This is a genomic window from Mesorhizobium sp. GW821-FHT04C10 (assembly GCF_059420305.1).
Window position 1 is genome coordinate 1,057,161 of sequence record NZ_JBWKTL010000001.1, and the last position, 15,238, is coordinate 1,072,398.

Here is a 15,238-nt window from a genome sequence, read left to right on the forward strand (position 1 = left end):
CCATGGCGACGCGCGAACCCGAAAAACCCACCGAGCCCCTGACTTTCGCGGTGCTGGTGTTTCCCGGCTTTCCGATGATGGCGTTCAGCTCGGTCATCGAGCCGCTGCGTGCCGCCAACATATTGGCGAAGCGGGAGTGCTACCGCTGGATCATCGTCGGCGGCACGAAAGGGGCCGTCGAGGCCTCGAACGGCGTCGTCATCCAGCCCGGTTTCCATGCCGAGGATGCGCCGAAGGTCGACCGCATCGTCGTCTGCTCCGGCGGCGACGCCGATCATCTCGTCGCGGAGGACGCGGCAAGCTGGATCCGCAAGAGCCTGCGCAATGGCGCCCATATCGGCGCGGTGGCCGATGCGGCGTTCTTCCTTGCCCGAGCCGGTTTGCTCGACGGCCATGCCTGCACCTTGCACTGGACCAGCCAGGCCGCCTTCACCGCGGCCTTCCCCACGATCGAGCTCAGGCGCGACCTCTATGTCATCGACCGCAAGCGTTTCACCTCGGCCGGCGGCGTCGGCAGCCTCGACATGATGCTGGAGATCATCACCCGGGACTATGGCGCCGAACTTGCCGCCGGCGTCGCCGAATGGTTCGTGCACAGCCAGTTGCGATCGAGCGTCGACCGCAAGCTGATGCCGCTCAGGCTGCGCACCGGCGTGCAGAACGAACTGGTACTGTCGGCCATCGCTATCATGGAGGACGCGGTGGAGGAGCGGCTCGGCATGACGGAGCTGTCGGCCCGGCTCGGCGTATCCTCCGACAAGCTCGAGCGCTCCTTCCGCTCCGAACTCGCCATCTCGCCCAATGGCTACTACCGGCGGCTCAGGCTGAAGCGCGCCGCCGACCTGCTGGCGCATTCGACGCTTGCCGTGCGCGACGTCGCGCTGGCCTGCGGCTTTGCCTCCATGTCGAGTTTTGCCCGGGCTTTTCGCGAGGAGCATGGCCATCCGCCGAAGCTCGCGAGGCGGCATTAGCTTGCGCTCGCTGACGCGATGAGATGTCCGGCGGGACAGCGCCCCCAATCTCCCCCCTAGTGGGGGAGATGCCCGGCAGGGCAGAGGGGGGCGCGAAGGATCGCGACGCAACCGATTGGCCAGCGGCATCCGGCACAACAATCGCGGTTTTCCGCACAATGCCTCTGCCCCGCCTGCGCCATGCTCGGCCTTCCCAACTGACCCAAGGCCAGGCACCCATGAGCATTGTCGTATTCGACCCCGACAGCACCGAGGACGTCGACTTCAAGGACCGCATGCGTCACCCCGTGGCGGCCGATCCGGCCGGCGGCATGTGGCTGTCGGACACCGAGCCGTCCTTCATCGATGCCGATGCCCTGCGCAAAGGGCGGCTGGCAAAATTGCGCGGCTGGATGCGTGACGCCGGCTATGGCGGCGTCGTGCTGTTCGACCCCTACAACCAGCGCTACGCCACCGGCTCGCGCAACATGTTCGGCTATTTCCTGCGCAACTCGACCCGCTATTTCTTTATCCCGACCGAAGGGCCGATCGTGCTGTTCGAATACCCGCAGAGCTACCATGTCTCGATGGTGCTCGACACGATCGACGAGGCGCGTCCGTCCAAGCTGGTCTGGTCGTCTGTCTCCGGCCGTGACGACGAAACCGCCGGTCCCTTCGCCGACGAGATCGCCGAACTGTTGAAGAAGCATGGCGGCGGCTCGATGAAGCTCGGGCTCGACCGCTGCAGCCATCTGCAGGCGCTGGCGCTGGAGAAGCGCGGCTGCGAGGTCCGCGACTGCCAGGGCGAAATCCTGGCGGTGCGGGCAGTGAAGACGCCGGAGGAGGTGAAATGCCTGCAAGTGTCGATGGCCGGCGCCGAGGCCGCGGTCTATGCGGTGCGCGAGGCGATCAAGCCCGGCGTTTCCGAAAACGACCTGTTCGCCATCATGTATGGCGAGGTCATCCGCCAGGGCGGCGAATTCATCGAGACGCGGCTCCTGACATCAGGCCAGCGCACCAACCCTTGGTTCAACGAGGCCAGCGGCCGCAAGATCCGACCCGGCGAACTTTTGGCGCTCGATACCGACACGATCGGCTGCTACGGCTACTATTCCGATTTCTCCCGTACCTTCCGCTGCGGACCGGGCAAGCCGACCGCTTACCAGAAGTCGCTCTACCGCATGGCGCATGACCAGGTTCAGCACAATATTTCGATCGTCAAACCCGGCATGGCGTTCCGCGAAATCGCCGACAAGGCCTGGAAGATCCCGGACCGTTTCGTCGACCAGCGTTATACTTCGGTGATGCACGGCGTCGGCATGCATGGCGAGACGCCGTTTATCGCGCATGCCATGGATTACGAGACCTATGGCCGCGACGGCCATATCGTGCCAGGCATGGTGGTGAGCGTGGAAAGCTATATTGGCGAGAAGGGCGGCCGCGAGGGCGTCAAGCTGGAGGACGAGATCCTGATCACCGACACCGGGACGGAGCTTCTGTCGCGCTTCCCCTATGAGGATGAGTTTCTGGCGTGAAGGCTCCCATCGCCATCAAGCGCGGCACCGTGGCCGCCGTTTTCATCGACCTGCAGGAAGAGCACCGGCAGGACCCGCGCTATCTGGTCGAAGGCTTCGCCGGCATCCTGGCCAATGTCCAGCGCCTGCAGGAAGCGGCGCGCGCAAACCACGTGCCGCTCCAGCACTGGGCCTATATCGTCGACCTCGACAAGCAGGACCGGCCCTTTCATCCCGTAGGCGCCGACGGCAAATCGGCTTTCTCCGACAAAAGCGATCCGCTGACCGAAATCTGCCATGAGGTGGCGCCTGCCGCTGGCGAGGCGCTACTGGTCAAGGCCGAGGCCAGCGCCTTTCGCACTGGCTCAGCCGCCGATCGGCTCAAGGCCTCCGGCATCGAATGGCTGGTCATCGCTGGTGTGTGGACGGAGGCCTGCATCGACGCATCGGTAAAGGATGCGGTTGCGAAAGGTTTTCGCGTGCTGCTGGTCAAGGATGCCTGCGGCAGCGGCAGCGCGGCCATGCACCAGACCGGCATCCTCAACCTTGCCAACCGGCTCTATGGCGGCGCTGTCACCGACACGGACGGCGCCTGCCGACTGCTGGCCGGAGAGGCGGTCTCCGCCTGGCAGGTCGAGGGCTCGGTGCCGCTGCGCTTCGGTTTCGATAACGCAGCCGCCCTCTACGCGGATCTGTGACAGGTTGGGCAGGCTGACATGACCGGCTGCGGCAAGTACGAAACACGGCTCGATCCAGCGCTGTGGGCCTACATTGACAGCGTCAACGCCTGGTATCCGCCCGAGATCACCGGCCTGCCGATCGACAGGCAGCGCGCGGTCTATGACAGGATGTGCCGGGCCTTCCATCAAGGGCGCCCGGCAGCGGTCAAGGTCAGCGACGGCCTGGTCGCCGCGCCGGGCCACGACATCCCGATCCGCCACTACCAGCCTGCCGGCAACCCCGCGCGCGCCATGGTGCTCTATTTCCATGGCGGCGGCTTCATCCTTGGCGGGCTCGACAGCCACGACGACATCTGCGCCGAACTCTGCGCCGGCACCGGCTTCGACGTGCTGTCGGTCGACTACCGGCTGGCGCCCGAGCATGTCCATCCCGCCGCCTTCGACGATGCGATGACCGTTTTCGCATGGGCGGTGGCGACGTCAGACCTGCCGCTCGTGCTGTGCGGCGAGAGCGCCGGCGGCAATCTGGCCGCCGCGGTGGCGCACGCGACGCGCCAACACGCCCGGACCGCAATCGGCCAGGTGCTGATCTATCCCGGTCTCGGCGGCGACGAGAGCAAGGGTTCCTATGTCGAACATGCGGAGGCGCCGTTGCTGTCCGTCGGCGATATCGCCTTCTACCGCGACGTCCGCTCGGCCAAGCGGCAGGCGCCCGACGATCCTACCTTCTCGCCGCTGCGCGACAGCGACTTTTCCGGCCTGCCGCCGACGGTGGTCATCACGGCCGAGTGCGATCCGCTGTCATCCGACGGCGAGACCTACCGCGACCGCATCCTGGCCGCCGGCGGCAAGGCATGGTGGCATGAGGAGAAGCGCCTGGTTCACAGTTTCCTGCGCGCCCGCACCACGGTGCCCGCAGCCGCCGAGGCATTCGCGCGCATCATCGCGGCGGCTGGTGCGCTGGGCCGGAGCGAATGGCCGTACTGAAGGCTAGGACGACGTCGCGGTATTTGATTCGGGTGACGTCGCCTTCAGCCAAAGCGCCTTTTCGCCAAGCGTGGCGACCATGGCGGCATGGGCGGCGCGGTCGGCCTCGGTGAGGCGCGACGGCAATGGGGCTGGGCGTTGGGCGACGATGATCTCAATGTGCCGGACATTTTCGCCGCCTCGCGCCGGTGCTGTCGAGCTGTCGAGGACGAGGGCGGCCTGCTTGCCGCCGATCAGCTCGATATAGACCTCGGCCAGCAATTCGGAATCGAGCAGCGCGCCGTGCTTGGTGCGCTTCGTGTTGTCGATGCCGTAGCGCCGGCAGAGCGCGTCGAGCGAATTGGGGCCCATCGGGTGCTTGCGGCGCGCCAGCGCCAGCGTATCGACGACGCGGCCGGGATCGACGACGGGATGACCGAGCCGGCCGAATTCGACATTGAGGAAGCCGATATCGAAGGTCGCGTTGTGGGCGACCAGCTTGGCGCCGTCGGTGAAGTCGAGCCACGCCTGCGCGATCTCGGCAAAGGTCGGCTTGCCCGCGAGGTCGGCCGCGCTGATGCCGTGCACCGCTTGCGCCTCCTCATGGATCGCCCGGCCCTGCGGGTTGATGTAGTGGTGGAAGGTCCGGCCGGTCGGGAAACGGTTGACCAATTCGACGCCGCCCAGCTCGATCACGCGATCGTCGCGCGAATCAAGGCCGGTGGTTTCCGTGTCGAAGATGATCTCGCGCATCGAATCAGTCGCTCCAAAGGAGCAGAATCACGAGGCCGGAACAAAATGACAATGGGCAATGCTGACGGCCTGCCGTCAGGAACCCCTTTGTCCCCGGAGTTCGGCAGTGATGGCGGCGACGGCGGCACGCGCGGCATCCAGACCCTGGCCGGTGTCGATGATGAAATCCGCCAGCCTGCGTTTCTCCTCATCCGGCACCTGCTTGGCCAGGATGGCCGCCAGTTTCTCTTCCGTCATGCCTGGCCGCGCCAGCACGCGCTGGCGCTGCACTTCGGCGGGTGCGGTGACGACGACGACCTTGTCGACGCGGACGCGGCCACCGGTTTCGAACAGCAGCGGGATGTCGAGCACGGCGATCGATTCGCCAGCGTTACGATGCCTGGCCAGGAAGGCGTCGGCATCGGCGCGGACCAGCGGATGGATGATGGCTTCCAGCTGCTTCAGCGCGGCGGCATCGCCAAGGACGCGCGCGCCAAGCTTTACGCGATCGACCACACCGCCAACCGTGGTGCCGGGAAAGGCGGCCTCCACCAGAGGCGCCGCCGCGCCGGAATAGAGGCGATGCACCGTCTCGTCGGAATCGTGGACCGGCACGCCGGCCTCGGCGAACATTTTTGCCGTCGTCGACTTGCCCATGCCGATCGAACCGGTAAGGCCGAGCACGATCATGGCTTCGGCACCAGATCGGCGACGATGAGCGCGCGCAGCTCGGCCGTGACCTGAGGCCTGACGCCGAACCAGTGTTCGAAGCCGGGCACGGCCTGGTTGAGCAGCATGCCGAGACCGTCGACCGTTTTCAGCCCCCTGGCGCGCGCGGCGGCGAGCAGCGGCGTCTCCAGCGGCACATAGACGAGGTCGGTGACGACGGCATGGTCCGGCAGCAAGGCCGGATCGGCGGAGAGGCCTTCATTGCCGACCATGCCGAGCGCGGTGGTGTTGACCAGCAGGCCGGCGTCGGCCAGCAATTCGTCGGTCGCCGCCGTGCCGTGCGCCGAAACGCCGGCGCCGAAACGGTCGCGCAATTCCTGCGCCCGGGCGAGCGAGCGGTTGACGATGCGGATATCGCTGATGCCACGCTGCTTCAGCGCCTGGATGACGGCGCGCGACGCGCCGCCGGCGCCAAGCACGACCGCGGGTCCGGTGTTCGCCCAGCCCGGCGCGTAGTCATCCAGGTTGGCGGCAAAGCCGTGGCCATCGGTGTTGCCGCCCCACAGGACGCCCTCCTCGAACCACAGCGTGTTGACGGCGCCGATCTCCTCGGCCGCCTGGTCACGGCGAGCGGCGAGCGCAAAGGCGGCTTCCTTGTGCGGGATGGTGACATTGCCGCCGCGAAACCCGTTTGCCTGCAATGTCGCGATGAATTCGGCGAAATCCCGCGGCGCCACGTCGATCGCCTGGTAGCTGCCGTCGATGCCATGTTTTGCCAGCCAGTGGCCGTGAATCTTCGGCGAGCGCGAATGCTTGATCGGATGGCCGGTGACGAAGGCCTTCTTCGTTGCCTCAGCCATCGATGGCTCCCAGTGTGCGCAGTTCCGCCAGCAGCGGCAAAAGCGGCAGGCCGACAATCGTGAAGTGGTCGCCTTCGATCTTCTCGAACAGCTGGATGCCTTCACCCTCGATCTGGTAGGCGCCGACGCTGGCCAGCGCCTTGGCGCCGACACGGGCAAGATGCCGGCCGATGAAGCCGGGGTCGAGCTTGCGCATGGTCATGGAGGCGATACCGACATGCCGCCACAGCACCTTGCCGTCACGGACCAATACGGCGGCGCTGTTGAGCTGGTGCGTCCTGCCCGATAGCGCCAGGAGATGGCGGCGCGCACCCTCCATGTCGGCCGGCTTGTGGAACACCTCGTCGCCGAGCGACAAGGTCTGGTCGCAGCCAAGCACCAGCGCGCCGGGCCGGCGCTCGCTGACCTCGGTGGCCTTGGCCTCGGCCAGCACCAGGGCGACGTCCTCGGGCGAAACCCCACTGTCCTGCAACGGTGCCTCGAGCGCGCGCTCGTCGACATCGGCGGGCACCGCCTCGATGTCGAGCCCGGCATTGACGAGCATCGCCTTGCGGAACGGGCTGCCGGAGGCGAGGATGATTTTTTCGGTCATGGTTTGTGCCTGGGTATTGTGGTTGGGATGCTGGCTGAGTGGCGCGCATTCAACCGCCGCACCCCTTGGCCACCGTCACGGCATGCCGTGACCTTCAAGCTTCGCGGCGGTGGGGTGCCATCACCGCGCAGCCCGGCCCCAATTATCTGTTCTTCCCTCTCAGGGCAACGATCGCCGCGGCCGTTTCCTCGATCGAGCGGCGGCTGACATCGATCATCGGCCAGCCGTGACGGGTACAGATCTGTCGGGCGTAGGCGAGCTCCTCGTTGATCGCCGCGCGGTCGACATAGTCGGTCGGCACGTAGGAGCTGCTGTTGCCGAGGATACGGTTCTGGCGGACATGCGAGATGCGCTCCGCGGTGGCGATCAGCCCGACGATCAGCGGTGTCCTGGCGGCGACCAGGCTTTCCGGCACCGGCACGCCGAGCACGATCGGTATGTTGGCGGTCTTGATGCCGCGATTGGCGAGATAGATGCTGGTCGGCGTCTTCGAAGTGCGCGAGATGCCGATCAGCACGACATCGGCATCGTCCATGTTGAGCGGCAGCTGGCCGTCATCATGGTCCATGGTGAAGTTGAGAGCATCGATGCGGCGGAAATATTCGGCGTCGAGAACGTGCTGGGCGCCGACCCGCCGGCCGGCCGGCGTGCCGAGATAGGACTGGAAGACGGTGAGCACCGGTTCCAGCACGGAGACACAGGGCAGGCCCATGGTGGCGCAGCGCTCGTCGATGCCGCGCGCCAGCTTCTGGTCGACGACCGTATAGAGAATGATGCCCGGCTCCTCCTCTATGTCCTCGAACACCTTGGCCACCTGCTTTTCGGTGCGGATGAGCGGGTAGATATGCTCGATGGCGCGCGCATCCTTGTATTGCGCCGACGCCGCCCGCCCGGCGGCGAGCAGCGTTTCGCCGGTCGCATCGGAAATCAGATGCAGGTGAAAGAAGCTCTGGGGTTTGTTCACAGGGATCACCTGGGGCTGTGGGCGGATGTGGATAAGGTCGGATGGAAAGACAGGACCGTGGGGGGCGACTGTATCAGATGCCGGTTTGTCCACAATTCGATCGTCTGTCAGCTTCGCCGAGCGGCTGGGGACAAATCTGGGGACGGGTTCTTTTGCCTTCAGGCCATCCACAGGGCCGGGTTTTTGCGGGATGTTCCAAGGCTTTGACTCCAATGATAGATTCCGGACTGTCCCCAGAACCCCGCAGCCGGGAGAGAGAAGCGCGCGACAATATGCTTGCTGGCTTTTTGCCTGGCGAAGCGGGACAGGTGACAACCACCACAACCAACAGACTCTTAGAATCAGAAGAATCTTAGATATAAGAATCTTTGATTATAGGAAGGCTGGGAGAGGCGAGCGTTCAATGCCCAAAAGCCGGATCATGCTGGACGTCCTGAAGGGCGAGGCAGTGTTTCCGCCTCCGCTCTGGATGATGCGTCAGGCCGGGCGCTATCTGCCTGAGTATCGTGAAACACGAAGGCGCGCCGGTTCGTTCCTCGACCTCTGCTACGATCCCGACCTCGCCGTGGAAGTGACGCTGCAGCCGATCGAGCGCTTCGGCTTCGATGCCTCGATCCTGTTCTCGGATATCCTTGTCGTTCCGCATGCGCTCGGCCGCGACGTGCGCTTCGAAGAAGGGCGAGGGCCGCTTTTGACGCCGATCTCGGTTGCCGAGATCATGGCTCTGGAAAGCGATGTGTTTCACGTGAATCTCGAACCGGTCTATGAGACGGTTCGCCGGTTGCGGACAAAACTGCCTGATGAAACCACCCTGATCGGCTTCTGCGGCGCGCCGTGGACGGTGGCGACCTACATGATTGCCGGCCATGGAACCCCCGACCAGGCGCCGGCGCGGCTGTTCGCCTATCGTGAGCCGGCGGCGTTTCAACATCTCCTGAAGGTGCTCGCCGATCATTCGGCGGCCTATCTGATCCGCCAGATCGAGGCCGGCGCCGACGTCGTGCAGATTTTCGATTCCTGGTCCGGCGTGCTCGACGATGCGTCGTTCGACCAGTTTTGCGTCTGGCCGGTGGCCGAGATCGTCAGGCAGGTTCGGGCGGTCCATCCCGATGTCCCGATCATCGGTTTTCCCAAGGGTGCCGGCGCCCGCTACCGGACCTATCGCCAAAAGACCGGCGTGACGGGGCTGGGGATCGACTGGACGGTGCCGCTGGCGGCGGCGAAGGACCTGCAGCGCTCGGGTGCCGTTCAGGGCAATCTCGATCCCTTGCGTCTCGTGGCTGGCGGCAAGGCGCTATCCGATGGCGTCGAGACCATCCTGAAGGCGCTGGGTGACGGACCGCTGATCTTCAATCTCGGCCACGGCATCACGCCGGAGACACCGATCGCGCATGTCGAGGCTATGGTGAAACAGGTGAGGAGTGCGGTACGCTGATGGCCGGGATGAACAACACCAACAGCACCGGCCAGGCGATGATGCGCATGATCATCAGCATCGGCATCCTGATTGTGCTGACCGCGCTTCTGTTTTTCGTCGCACCCGAAGGCTTCTACCCCTGGGCAAAGGCGATCCATATCCTCGCCGTCATCTCCTGGATGGCCGGCATGCTCTATCTGCCGCGGCTGTTCGTCTATCACGTCGATGCCGAGAAAGGTTCGGTGCAGTCGGAGACCTTCAAGGTGATGGAGCGGCGCCTGCTGCGAGGCATCATCAATCCGGCGATGATCGTCACCTGGGTGCTCGGGCTGTGGCTCGCCTGGAAAGTCTTTGGCTTCCAGGGCGGCTGGCTGCACGCCAAGATCGGCCTGGTGCTTCTGTTGTCCGGTGTTCATGGTTATCTGGCCGGCGCGGTGCGGAAATTCGCTGAAGATCGCAACGAAAAGTCCGCGAAGCACTGGCGGATCGTCAATGAGATCCCCACATTGCTGATGGTCGCAATCGTGATCCTGGTTGTCGTCAAACCGTTCTGACGCAGGCCGCGCGAAAGTGGTCGCGGTTTATGGATAACGACATGCCGCGCTCCGGGCTTTTTCAGCCCGCAAAACGCGGCTTGCTCTTTCATCCGACCGACGATAAAAGACGGGTCTTCCTTCCCGTCATGCGCCGCCCCTCATTGTTTTCGGCCGCGCCCGGCATTTGTCGCATCCCGCCGATATTTTTTCCCAAAGCTCACCCAGAGTCCGTCTATGCAAGAAATGAAACTTACCGAATTCAAGAACAAGAAACCGCCAGAGCTGATCGCTTATGCCGAATCGCTCGAGGTGGAGAACGCCAGCGTCATGCGCAAGCAGGAGCTGATGTTCGCGATCCTGAAGAAACTGGCCGCCCAGGACGTCGAGATCATCGGCGACGGCGTGGTCGAAGTGCTTCAGGACGGTTTCGGCTTCCTGCGTTCGGCCAACGCCAACTATCTGCCAGGTCCCGACGACATCTATATTTCGCCGTCGCAGATCCGGCGCTTTTCGCTGAAGACCGGCGATACGGTCGAAGGGCCGATCCGCAGCCCCAAAGAGGGCGAGCGCTATTTCGCGCTGCTCAAGGTCAACACCATCAATTTCGACGATCCCGAGAAGATCCGTCACAAGATCCACTTCGACAATCTGACGCCGCTCTATCCGACCTCGCGGCTGAAGATGGAGATGGAGGTTCCGACCTCCAAGGACATCTCGCCGCGCGTCATCGACCTGGTGGCGCCGCTCGGCAAGGGCCAGCGCGCCCTGATCGTGGCGCAGCCGCGCACCGGCAAGACGGTGCTCCTGCAGAACATCGCCCACTCGATCACCACCAATCACCCCGAATGCTATCTGATCGTGCTTTTGATCGACGAGCGGCCGGAAGAAGTGACCGACATGCAGCGTTCGGTGAAGGGCGAGGTTGTGTCCTCGACTTTCGACGAACCGGCGGTGCGCCACGTCCAGGTCGCCGAAATGGTTATCGAAAAGGCCAAGCGCCTGGTCGAACATGGCCGTGACGTCGTCATCCTGCTCGATTCCATCACCCGTCTCGGCCGCGCCTACAACACCGTGGTGCCGTCATCCGGCAAGGTGCTGACCGGCGGTGTCGACGCCAACGCGCTGCAGCGCCCGAAGCGCTTCTTCGGCGCGGCGCGCAACATCGAGGAAGGCGGTTCGCTGACCATCATCGCCACGGCGCTGATCGACACCGGCAGCCGCATGGACGAAGTCATCTTCGAAGAGTTCAAGGGCACCGGCAATTCGGAAATCGTGCTCGACCGTAAGGTCGCCGACAAGCGCATCTATCCGGCCATGGATATCTTGAAGTCCGGCACCCGCAAGGAGGACCTGCTGGTTCCGCGCTCCGACCTGCAGAAGATCTTCGTGCTGCGCCGCATCCTGGCGCCGATGGGAACCACCGATGCGATCGAGTTCCTCATCGACAAGCTGAAGCAGACCAAGACCAACGCCGACTTCTTCGATTCGATGAACACGTAAGGCTCTTACCCTCCCCCTTGTGGGGAGGGCCGATCCGCGCAGCGTGTGGGTCCAACGCTGGGGTTGGCGATTCACTTTCGCCGCAACAGCCGCTCCAATTCCTCGGCATCTGTCACGGCCGGCAGACAGACCTGGCCGGTACAAAGCCATGCGCCCGGCCTGTTGGTTGGCGGGAAGATGCCACCGGGCAGGAGTGGTCGATTCGCCTCCGAACCAATCGTTGTGATGATGTCGACGCGGCGTGGGTCAGGGCATCGATTCGCAACCGGAACGAGCTTCGGATCTTCCGGCCTGTCCACGATGACCAGTTTCAGGGGCTCGATTGCGAGCGAACAGGCATTGACGATGCCCGCCTGGCCGTAGGCCTGATGCGCGGCGCGGCCGGCCGCGTGCTCGGCGACCTGCCAGGCCTTTTCCTGCAGATCGAGATCGCCGGTGACGGAGGCGAGCCGGACCAGCGCTTCGATGATCTGGCTGGTGGCTGACGGAATGGCCTCGTCGACATCGCCCCTGATGCGGATCGGCACGTCGGTACTGTCCGAAGCGGTCAGATAGTAACCCGTCCCCGTGGCGTCGGCGTGCCAACGGTCGAGTTGTTCGACGAACCCGCTGGCCTGATCGATATAATTCCAATCGCCTGACGCTTCGAACAGCGAGATCGCGGCGTTGGCCATGGCGGCGTAATCGCTCGACAGTGCAGGGAAGAGTTTTCTCGGGCCGAGCATGGAATGCGGCAGGCGCTTGTCGTGGCTGGCCGCGACGATATGGGCAAAGGCCTTTGCCGCCGCTTCGATCCAGTCGGGCCGGTTCAGCGAGCGGCCGGCTCCGGCGAGGGCGGCTATCATCTGGCCGTTCCAGTCGGTGAGGGTCTTTGCATCCAGGCCCGGCCTGACCCGCTCTTCCCGGACCGCCAGAAGCCGCGCCTTGAGGGGGATCAATCGTTCGCGGTCGGCCACGCCCTCGGCTTGCTGGGCGCGGGTTTGGTGGACAACCGGCTTGCCTTCCCAGCCATGCGGGCTGGAAAGTGTGAAGTAATTGAAAAACAACGAGGAATCGTCGCCCAGGACGGTTTCCACTTCCTCTCGGCTCCAGGTGTAGAAAAGACCTTCCTCACCATCGCTGTCGGCGTCCAGGCTGGCGGCGAAAGTGCCGCCGTCGACGCGCATTTCGCGCAGAAGCCACTCAACCGTCTCTTCGATTCGTATCCGGAACAAATCATTGCCGCTCGCCGCATAGGCCCAGTTGCAGAAGCGGACGAGCTCCGCATTGTCGTAGAGCATCTTCTCGAAATGCGGCACCAGCCATTCGGCATCGGTCGAGTAGCGGCTGAGCCCGCCGCCGATGTGATCGTAGATGCCGCCGCCGAGCATCTGTTCGAGGCTGATGAGCACGTCGTCGCGATGCGTGGCGTTGCCGTCGCGCAGCCAGGACAGCCAGAGCGTGAGCATGAATGGCGCGTTGGGGAATTTCGGGGCGCCGCGCAGGCCGCCAAGGTCGCGATCGATCATGCCGCCGATGCGGCCGGCGAGGTCGCTCAGTGTACCGCGGTCAAGGCTTTCCTTGGCGTGCGTGCCGGAGAGCCGCGCTTCGACATGGCCGGTCAGGCCGTCGGCGCTCTGGTTCAGGCTGGCGCGCTTTTCCCGCCAGGCCTTGTCGACCGCTTCCATCACCTGGGTGAATCCCGGGCGGCCATAGCGCGACTCGCGCGGGAAATAGGTGCCGCCCCAGAACGGCTTGCCGTCCGGGGTCAGGAACATGGTCAGCGGCCAGCCGCCTTGTTCGCCCATCGAGGACAAGGCCGCCATATAGATCTGGTCGATGTCCGGGCGCTCCTCGCGGTCGACCTTGATATTGACGAACAGACGGTTCATGACGGCGGCGACCGCGTCATTCTCGAAGCTTTCATGGGCCATGACATGGCACCAGTGGCAGGCGGCATAGCCGACGGAAAGCAGGATCGGCTTGTCGAGGGCCTTGGCTTCCTCGAGCGAAGCCGGCGACCAGGCCCGCCAATGGACGGGATTGCCGCTGTGCTGCTGCAGGTAGGGGCTGGCCTCGTCGGCAAGCAGGTTTTGCGCGGGCAATGTCACAATGGAACTCGGGTAACTCGGTTCAGCGTGTGGCGAAAGCTAGGGCGGTTCAGCAGAGCGGGCAAATGATTTCAGGCGATTCGATCGTAGCGCTGTCCAGCGGCCGGCTTCCGGCCGGCGTTGCCGTGCTGCGCATCTCCGGTCCGCAGACTCGATTCGTAGTCGAAACGATCGCCGGTGATATGGTTAAGCCCCGTGCCGCGGTTCTGCGCACGTTCAGGACACCGGATGGATCGGTGCTGGACAGCGGGCTTGTCGTCTTCTTTCCGGGCCCGGCCAGCTTTACCGGAGAGGACGTGGCCGAATTTCATGTCCATGGAGGACGCGCCGTTGTGGCCAGAATGCTGGAGACGATCATTGCTTTTGACGGCGTCAGGCACGCGGAGCCGGGCGAATTCACGCGTCGAGCCTTCCTCAATGGCAAGGTCGACCTGGTCGAAACCGAGGCGCTGGCGGATCTGGTCAATGCCGAGACCGAGGCCCAGCGCCGCTTTGCCATCCAGAATGCCGAGGGCGCTCAGAGCGCGCTTTATCTCGGCTGGCGCCGGCGGCTGATTCATGCGCGTGCCATGATCGAGGCCGAGATCGACTTTGCCGACGAGGACGATGTGCCGGGTTCCGTTTCGGATACGGTCTGGTCTGATGTGCGGGCGATGATCGCGGAAATCGATCACCATGTCGCCGGATTTCGCGCCGCCGAGATCATCCGTGAAGGGTTCGAAGTCGTCATCCTCGGTGCGCCGAATGCCGGCAAGTCGAGTCTGTTCAACGCCTTGGCGCGACGCGATGCAGCTATTGTAACGGATGAGCCGGGCACGACACGGGACCTGCTTGAGGTGCTGCTTGATCTCGACGGGATGCGCGTCAGGCTGACGGATACGGCCGGGCTGCGCGATGCGCCGGGCAAGGTGGAGGCGATCGGCATCGAAAAGGCGCGGGCCAAGGCGGATCGTGCCGATCTCTTGCTGCTGCTGGAGGATATTTTGTCCCCCGGGGAGGTCGGCCCGTTCCGGGGTACTGCAGCTTTGCTGCGCGTCGGCACCAAGGTCGACCTGCTGGATGAGCAGGCGGCTCGGGATGCGCCCGGTCGCTATGACCTTGTTATTTCAACCGTGAAGGGGACAGGCGTGGAGGCGCTGCTTGCTGAAATCGGCCGGCGCGCGGCGGAAGCTGCCGGTGATGTCGGCGATGTTCTGCCATCGCGCCTGCGCCATGTCGAACTGCTCGGCGAGGCCAATCGCCATCTGCTTCGTGCCACAGATGACGGGACCGCGGGCCAGGAACTGCGCGCCGAGGAGTTGCGGCTGGCGGCGGATCGCCTTGGCCGGATCGTTGGCGCCATCGATGTAGAGGATATGCTCGATGTGATCTTCGGGCAGTTCTGCATCGGGAAATGACTCACGTGAAACAATGAGTTGGTTCGGAGACCGGCTCGGGTGCTCGGCGCTGATAATTGAGCGGCGACATCAACAGGTTCGTCATCCTAGGGCGAAGCAAGGAGCGAAGCGACGCGGCGCAGACCCTAGGATCCATGCCGGGACTCCGACGCTCCGCAGCGGCGCAGGATTTGTTCCGCTGCACTCTTCGATCAACGTCACGGAATGGATCCTCGGGTCTCCGCGACGCCGCTTCACGGCTGCTCCGCCCGTGGATGACGAAGTTGGGACGCCTCGGCAATGCGTGGCCATGACTCACGTGAAACAGCTGCGACTGCTGTGACTCACGTGAAACATGGCGCTACGCTCGCCGTCCTCACAAGGGAGGAGGG

General features: G+C 64.2%; 14 protein-coding genes. 8 read left to right on the forward strand and 6 right to left on the reverse strand.

What is annotated here, in order from left to right:
• Window positions 1–2 precede the first annotated feature (2 nt).
• The 4 genes from AC07UC_RS05020 to AC07UC_RS05035 all read left to right on the forward strand — a co-directional run bounded on the left by AC07UC_RS05020 (window position 3) and on the right by AC07UC_RS05035 (window position 4,131).
• Window positions 3–971 (forward strand): GlxA family transcriptional regulator, encoded by a 969-nt coding sequence (locus AC07UC_RS05020; RefSeq protein WP_494904425.1) that lies wholly within the window; start codon window positions 3–5, stop codon window positions 969–971.
• A gap of 218 nt (window positions 972–1,189) precedes the next feature.
• Complete coding sequence (locus AC07UC_RS05025; RefSeq protein WP_494904427.1) at window positions 1,190–2,485, forward strand: M24 family metallopeptidase; 1,296 nt, start codon at window positions 1,190–1,192, stop codon at window positions 2,483–2,485.
• Window positions 2,482–3,162, forward strand: a complete 681-nt coding sequence (locus AC07UC_RS05030; protein ID WP_140776353.1) for an isochorismatase family protein — start codon at window positions 2,482–2,484, stop codon at window positions 3,160–3,162. The genes AC07UC_RS05025 and AC07UC_RS05030 overlap by 4 nt, the downstream gene beginning before the upstream one ends.
• Window positions 3,163–3,180: 18 nt before the next feature.
• Window positions 3,181–4,131, forward strand: a complete 951-nt coding sequence (locus AC07UC_RS05035) for an alpha/beta hydrolase (protein WP_494904430.1) — start codon at window positions 3,181–3,183, stop codon at window positions 4,129–4,131.
• Window positions 4,132–4,134: 3 nt separating this feature from the next.
• On the opposite strand, the gene dnaQ is transcribed toward AC07UC_RS05035, so the two are convergent.
• The 5 genes from dnaQ to AC07UC_RS05060 all read right to left on the reverse strand — a co-directional run bounded on the left by dnaQ (window position 4,135) and on the right by AC07UC_RS05060 (window position 7,927).
• On the reverse strand, window positions 4,135–4,863 hold the full coding sequence (gene dnaQ, locus AC07UC_RS05040) for a DNA polymerase III subunit epsilon (RefSeq protein ID WP_494904432.1): 729 nt from the start codon (window positions 4,861–4,863) through the stop codon (window positions 4,135–4,137).
• Between the two features lie 75 nt (window positions 4,864–4,938).
• Window positions 4,939–5,532, reverse strand: coding sequence for a dephospho-CoA kinase (gene coaE / locus AC07UC_RS05045; protein WP_494904434.1), 594 nt, complete (start codon window positions 5,530–5,532; stop codon window positions 4,939–4,941).
• Window positions 5,529–6,371: a shikimate dehydrogenase gene (locus tag AC07UC_RS05050; protein ID WP_494904436.1), complete on the reverse strand. Its 843-nt coding sequence runs from the start codon at window positions 6,369–6,371 to the stop codon at window positions 5,529–5,531. The genes coaE and AC07UC_RS05050 overlap by 4 nt, the downstream gene beginning before the upstream one ends.
• A complete protein-coding gene (locus AC07UC_RS05055) occupies window positions 6,364–6,963 on the reverse strand; it encodes a Maf-like protein (RefSeq protein ID WP_494904438.1) in 600 nt (199 codons plus the stop codon). Before AC07UC_RS05055 ends, AC07UC_RS05050 begins: the two co-directional genes overlap by 8 nt.
• A 142-nt stretch (window positions 6,964–7,105) precedes the next feature.
• Window positions 7,106–7,927, reverse strand: coding sequence for a pyruvate, water dikinase regulatory protein (locus AC07UC_RS05060; protein WP_140776340.1), 822 nt, complete (start codon window positions 7,925–7,927; stop codon window positions 7,106–7,108).
• A 403-nt stretch (window positions 7,928–8,330) separates the two neighbouring features.
• Between AC07UC_RS05060 and hemE the strand changes: the two genes are divergently transcribed.
• The 3 genes from hemE (at window position 8,331) to rho (ending at window position 11,380) form a co-directional block, all read left to right on the forward strand.
• A complete protein-coding gene (hemE, locus tag AC07UC_RS05065; protein WP_140776338.1) occupies window positions 8,331–9,362 on the forward strand; it encodes a uroporphyrinogen decarboxylase in 1,032 nt (343 codons plus the stop codon).
• Window positions 9,362–9,898, forward strand: a complete 537-nt coding sequence (gene hemJ / locus AC07UC_RS05070; protein WP_494904440.1) for a protoporphyrinogen oxidase HemJ — start codon at window positions 9,362–9,364, stop codon at window positions 9,896–9,898. Before hemE ends, hemJ begins: the two co-directional genes overlap by 1 nt.
• Before the next feature lie 216 nt (window positions 9,899–10,114).
• Entirely contained in the window at window positions 10,115–11,380 is a 1,266-nt protein-coding gene (gene rho, locus AC07UC_RS05075) for a transcription termination factor Rho (protein WP_081294988.1), read from the forward strand.
• A 71-nt stretch (window positions 11,381–11,451) separates the two neighbouring features.
• Here the strand turns inward: rho and AC07UC_RS05080 are convergent, their stop codons facing one another.
• Entirely contained in the window at window positions 11,452–13,470 is a 2,019-nt protein-coding gene (locus AC07UC_RS05080) for a thioredoxin domain-containing protein (RefSeq protein ID WP_494904442.1), read from the reverse strand.
• Window positions 13,471–13,535: 65 nt separating this feature from the next.
• Between AC07UC_RS05080 and mnmE the strand changes: the two genes are divergently transcribed.
• Window positions 13,536–14,867 (forward strand): tRNA uridine-5-carboxymethylaminomethyl(34) synthesis GTPase MnmE, encoded by a 1,332-nt coding sequence (gene mnmE, locus AC07UC_RS05085; protein WP_494904444.1) that lies wholly within the window; start codon window positions 13,536–13,538, stop codon window positions 14,865–14,867.
• Window positions 14,868–15,238: the final 371 nt, after the last annotated feature.

Excerpts from the sequence above, each read along its gene's own strand:
- AC07UC_RS05055 (WP_494904438.1), bottom strand. The coding sequence starts at position 6,963 with ATGACCGAAAAAATCATCCTCGCCTCCGGCAGCCCGTTCCGCAAGGCG.
- dnaQ (WP_494904432.1), bottom strand. The coding sequence starts at position 4,863 with ATGCGCGAGATCATCTTCGACACGGAAACCACCGGCCTTGATTCGCGC.
- AC07UC_RS05050 (WP_494904436.1), bottom strand. The coding sequence starts at position 6,371 with ATGGCTGAGGCAACGAAGAAGGCCTTCGTCACCGGCCATCCGATCAAG.
- rho (WP_081294988.1), top strand. The coding sequence starts at position 10,115 with ATGCAAGAAATGAAACTTACCGAATTCAAGAACAAGAAACCGCCAGAG.
- AC07UC_RS05035 (WP_494904430.1), top strand. The coding sequence starts at position 3,181 with ATGACCGGCTGCGGCAAGTACGAAACACGGCTCGATCCAGCGCTGTGG.
- hemJ (WP_494904440.1), top strand. The coding sequence starts at position 9,362 with ATGGCCGGGATGAACAACACCAACAGCACCGGCCAGGCGATGATGCGC.
- mnmE (WP_494904444.1), top strand. The coding sequence starts at position 13,536 with ATGATTTCAGGCGATTCGATCGTAGCGCTGTCCAGCGGCCGGCTTCCG.
- coaE (WP_494904434.1), bottom strand. The coding sequence starts at position 5,532 with ATGATCGTGCTCGGCCTTACCGGTTCGATCGGCATGGGCAAGTCGACG.
- AC07UC_RS05025 (WP_494904427.1), top strand. The coding sequence starts at position 1,190 with ATGAGCATTGTCGTATTCGACCCCGACAGCACCGAGGACGTCGACTTC.
- hemE (WP_140776338.1), top strand. The coding sequence starts at position 8,331 with ATGCCCAAAAGCCGGATCATGCTGGACGTCCTGAAGGGCGAGGCAGTG.
- AC07UC_RS05020 (WP_494904425.1), top strand. The coding sequence starts at position 3 with ATGGCGACGCGCGAACCCGAAAAACCCACCGAGCCCCTGACTTTCGCG.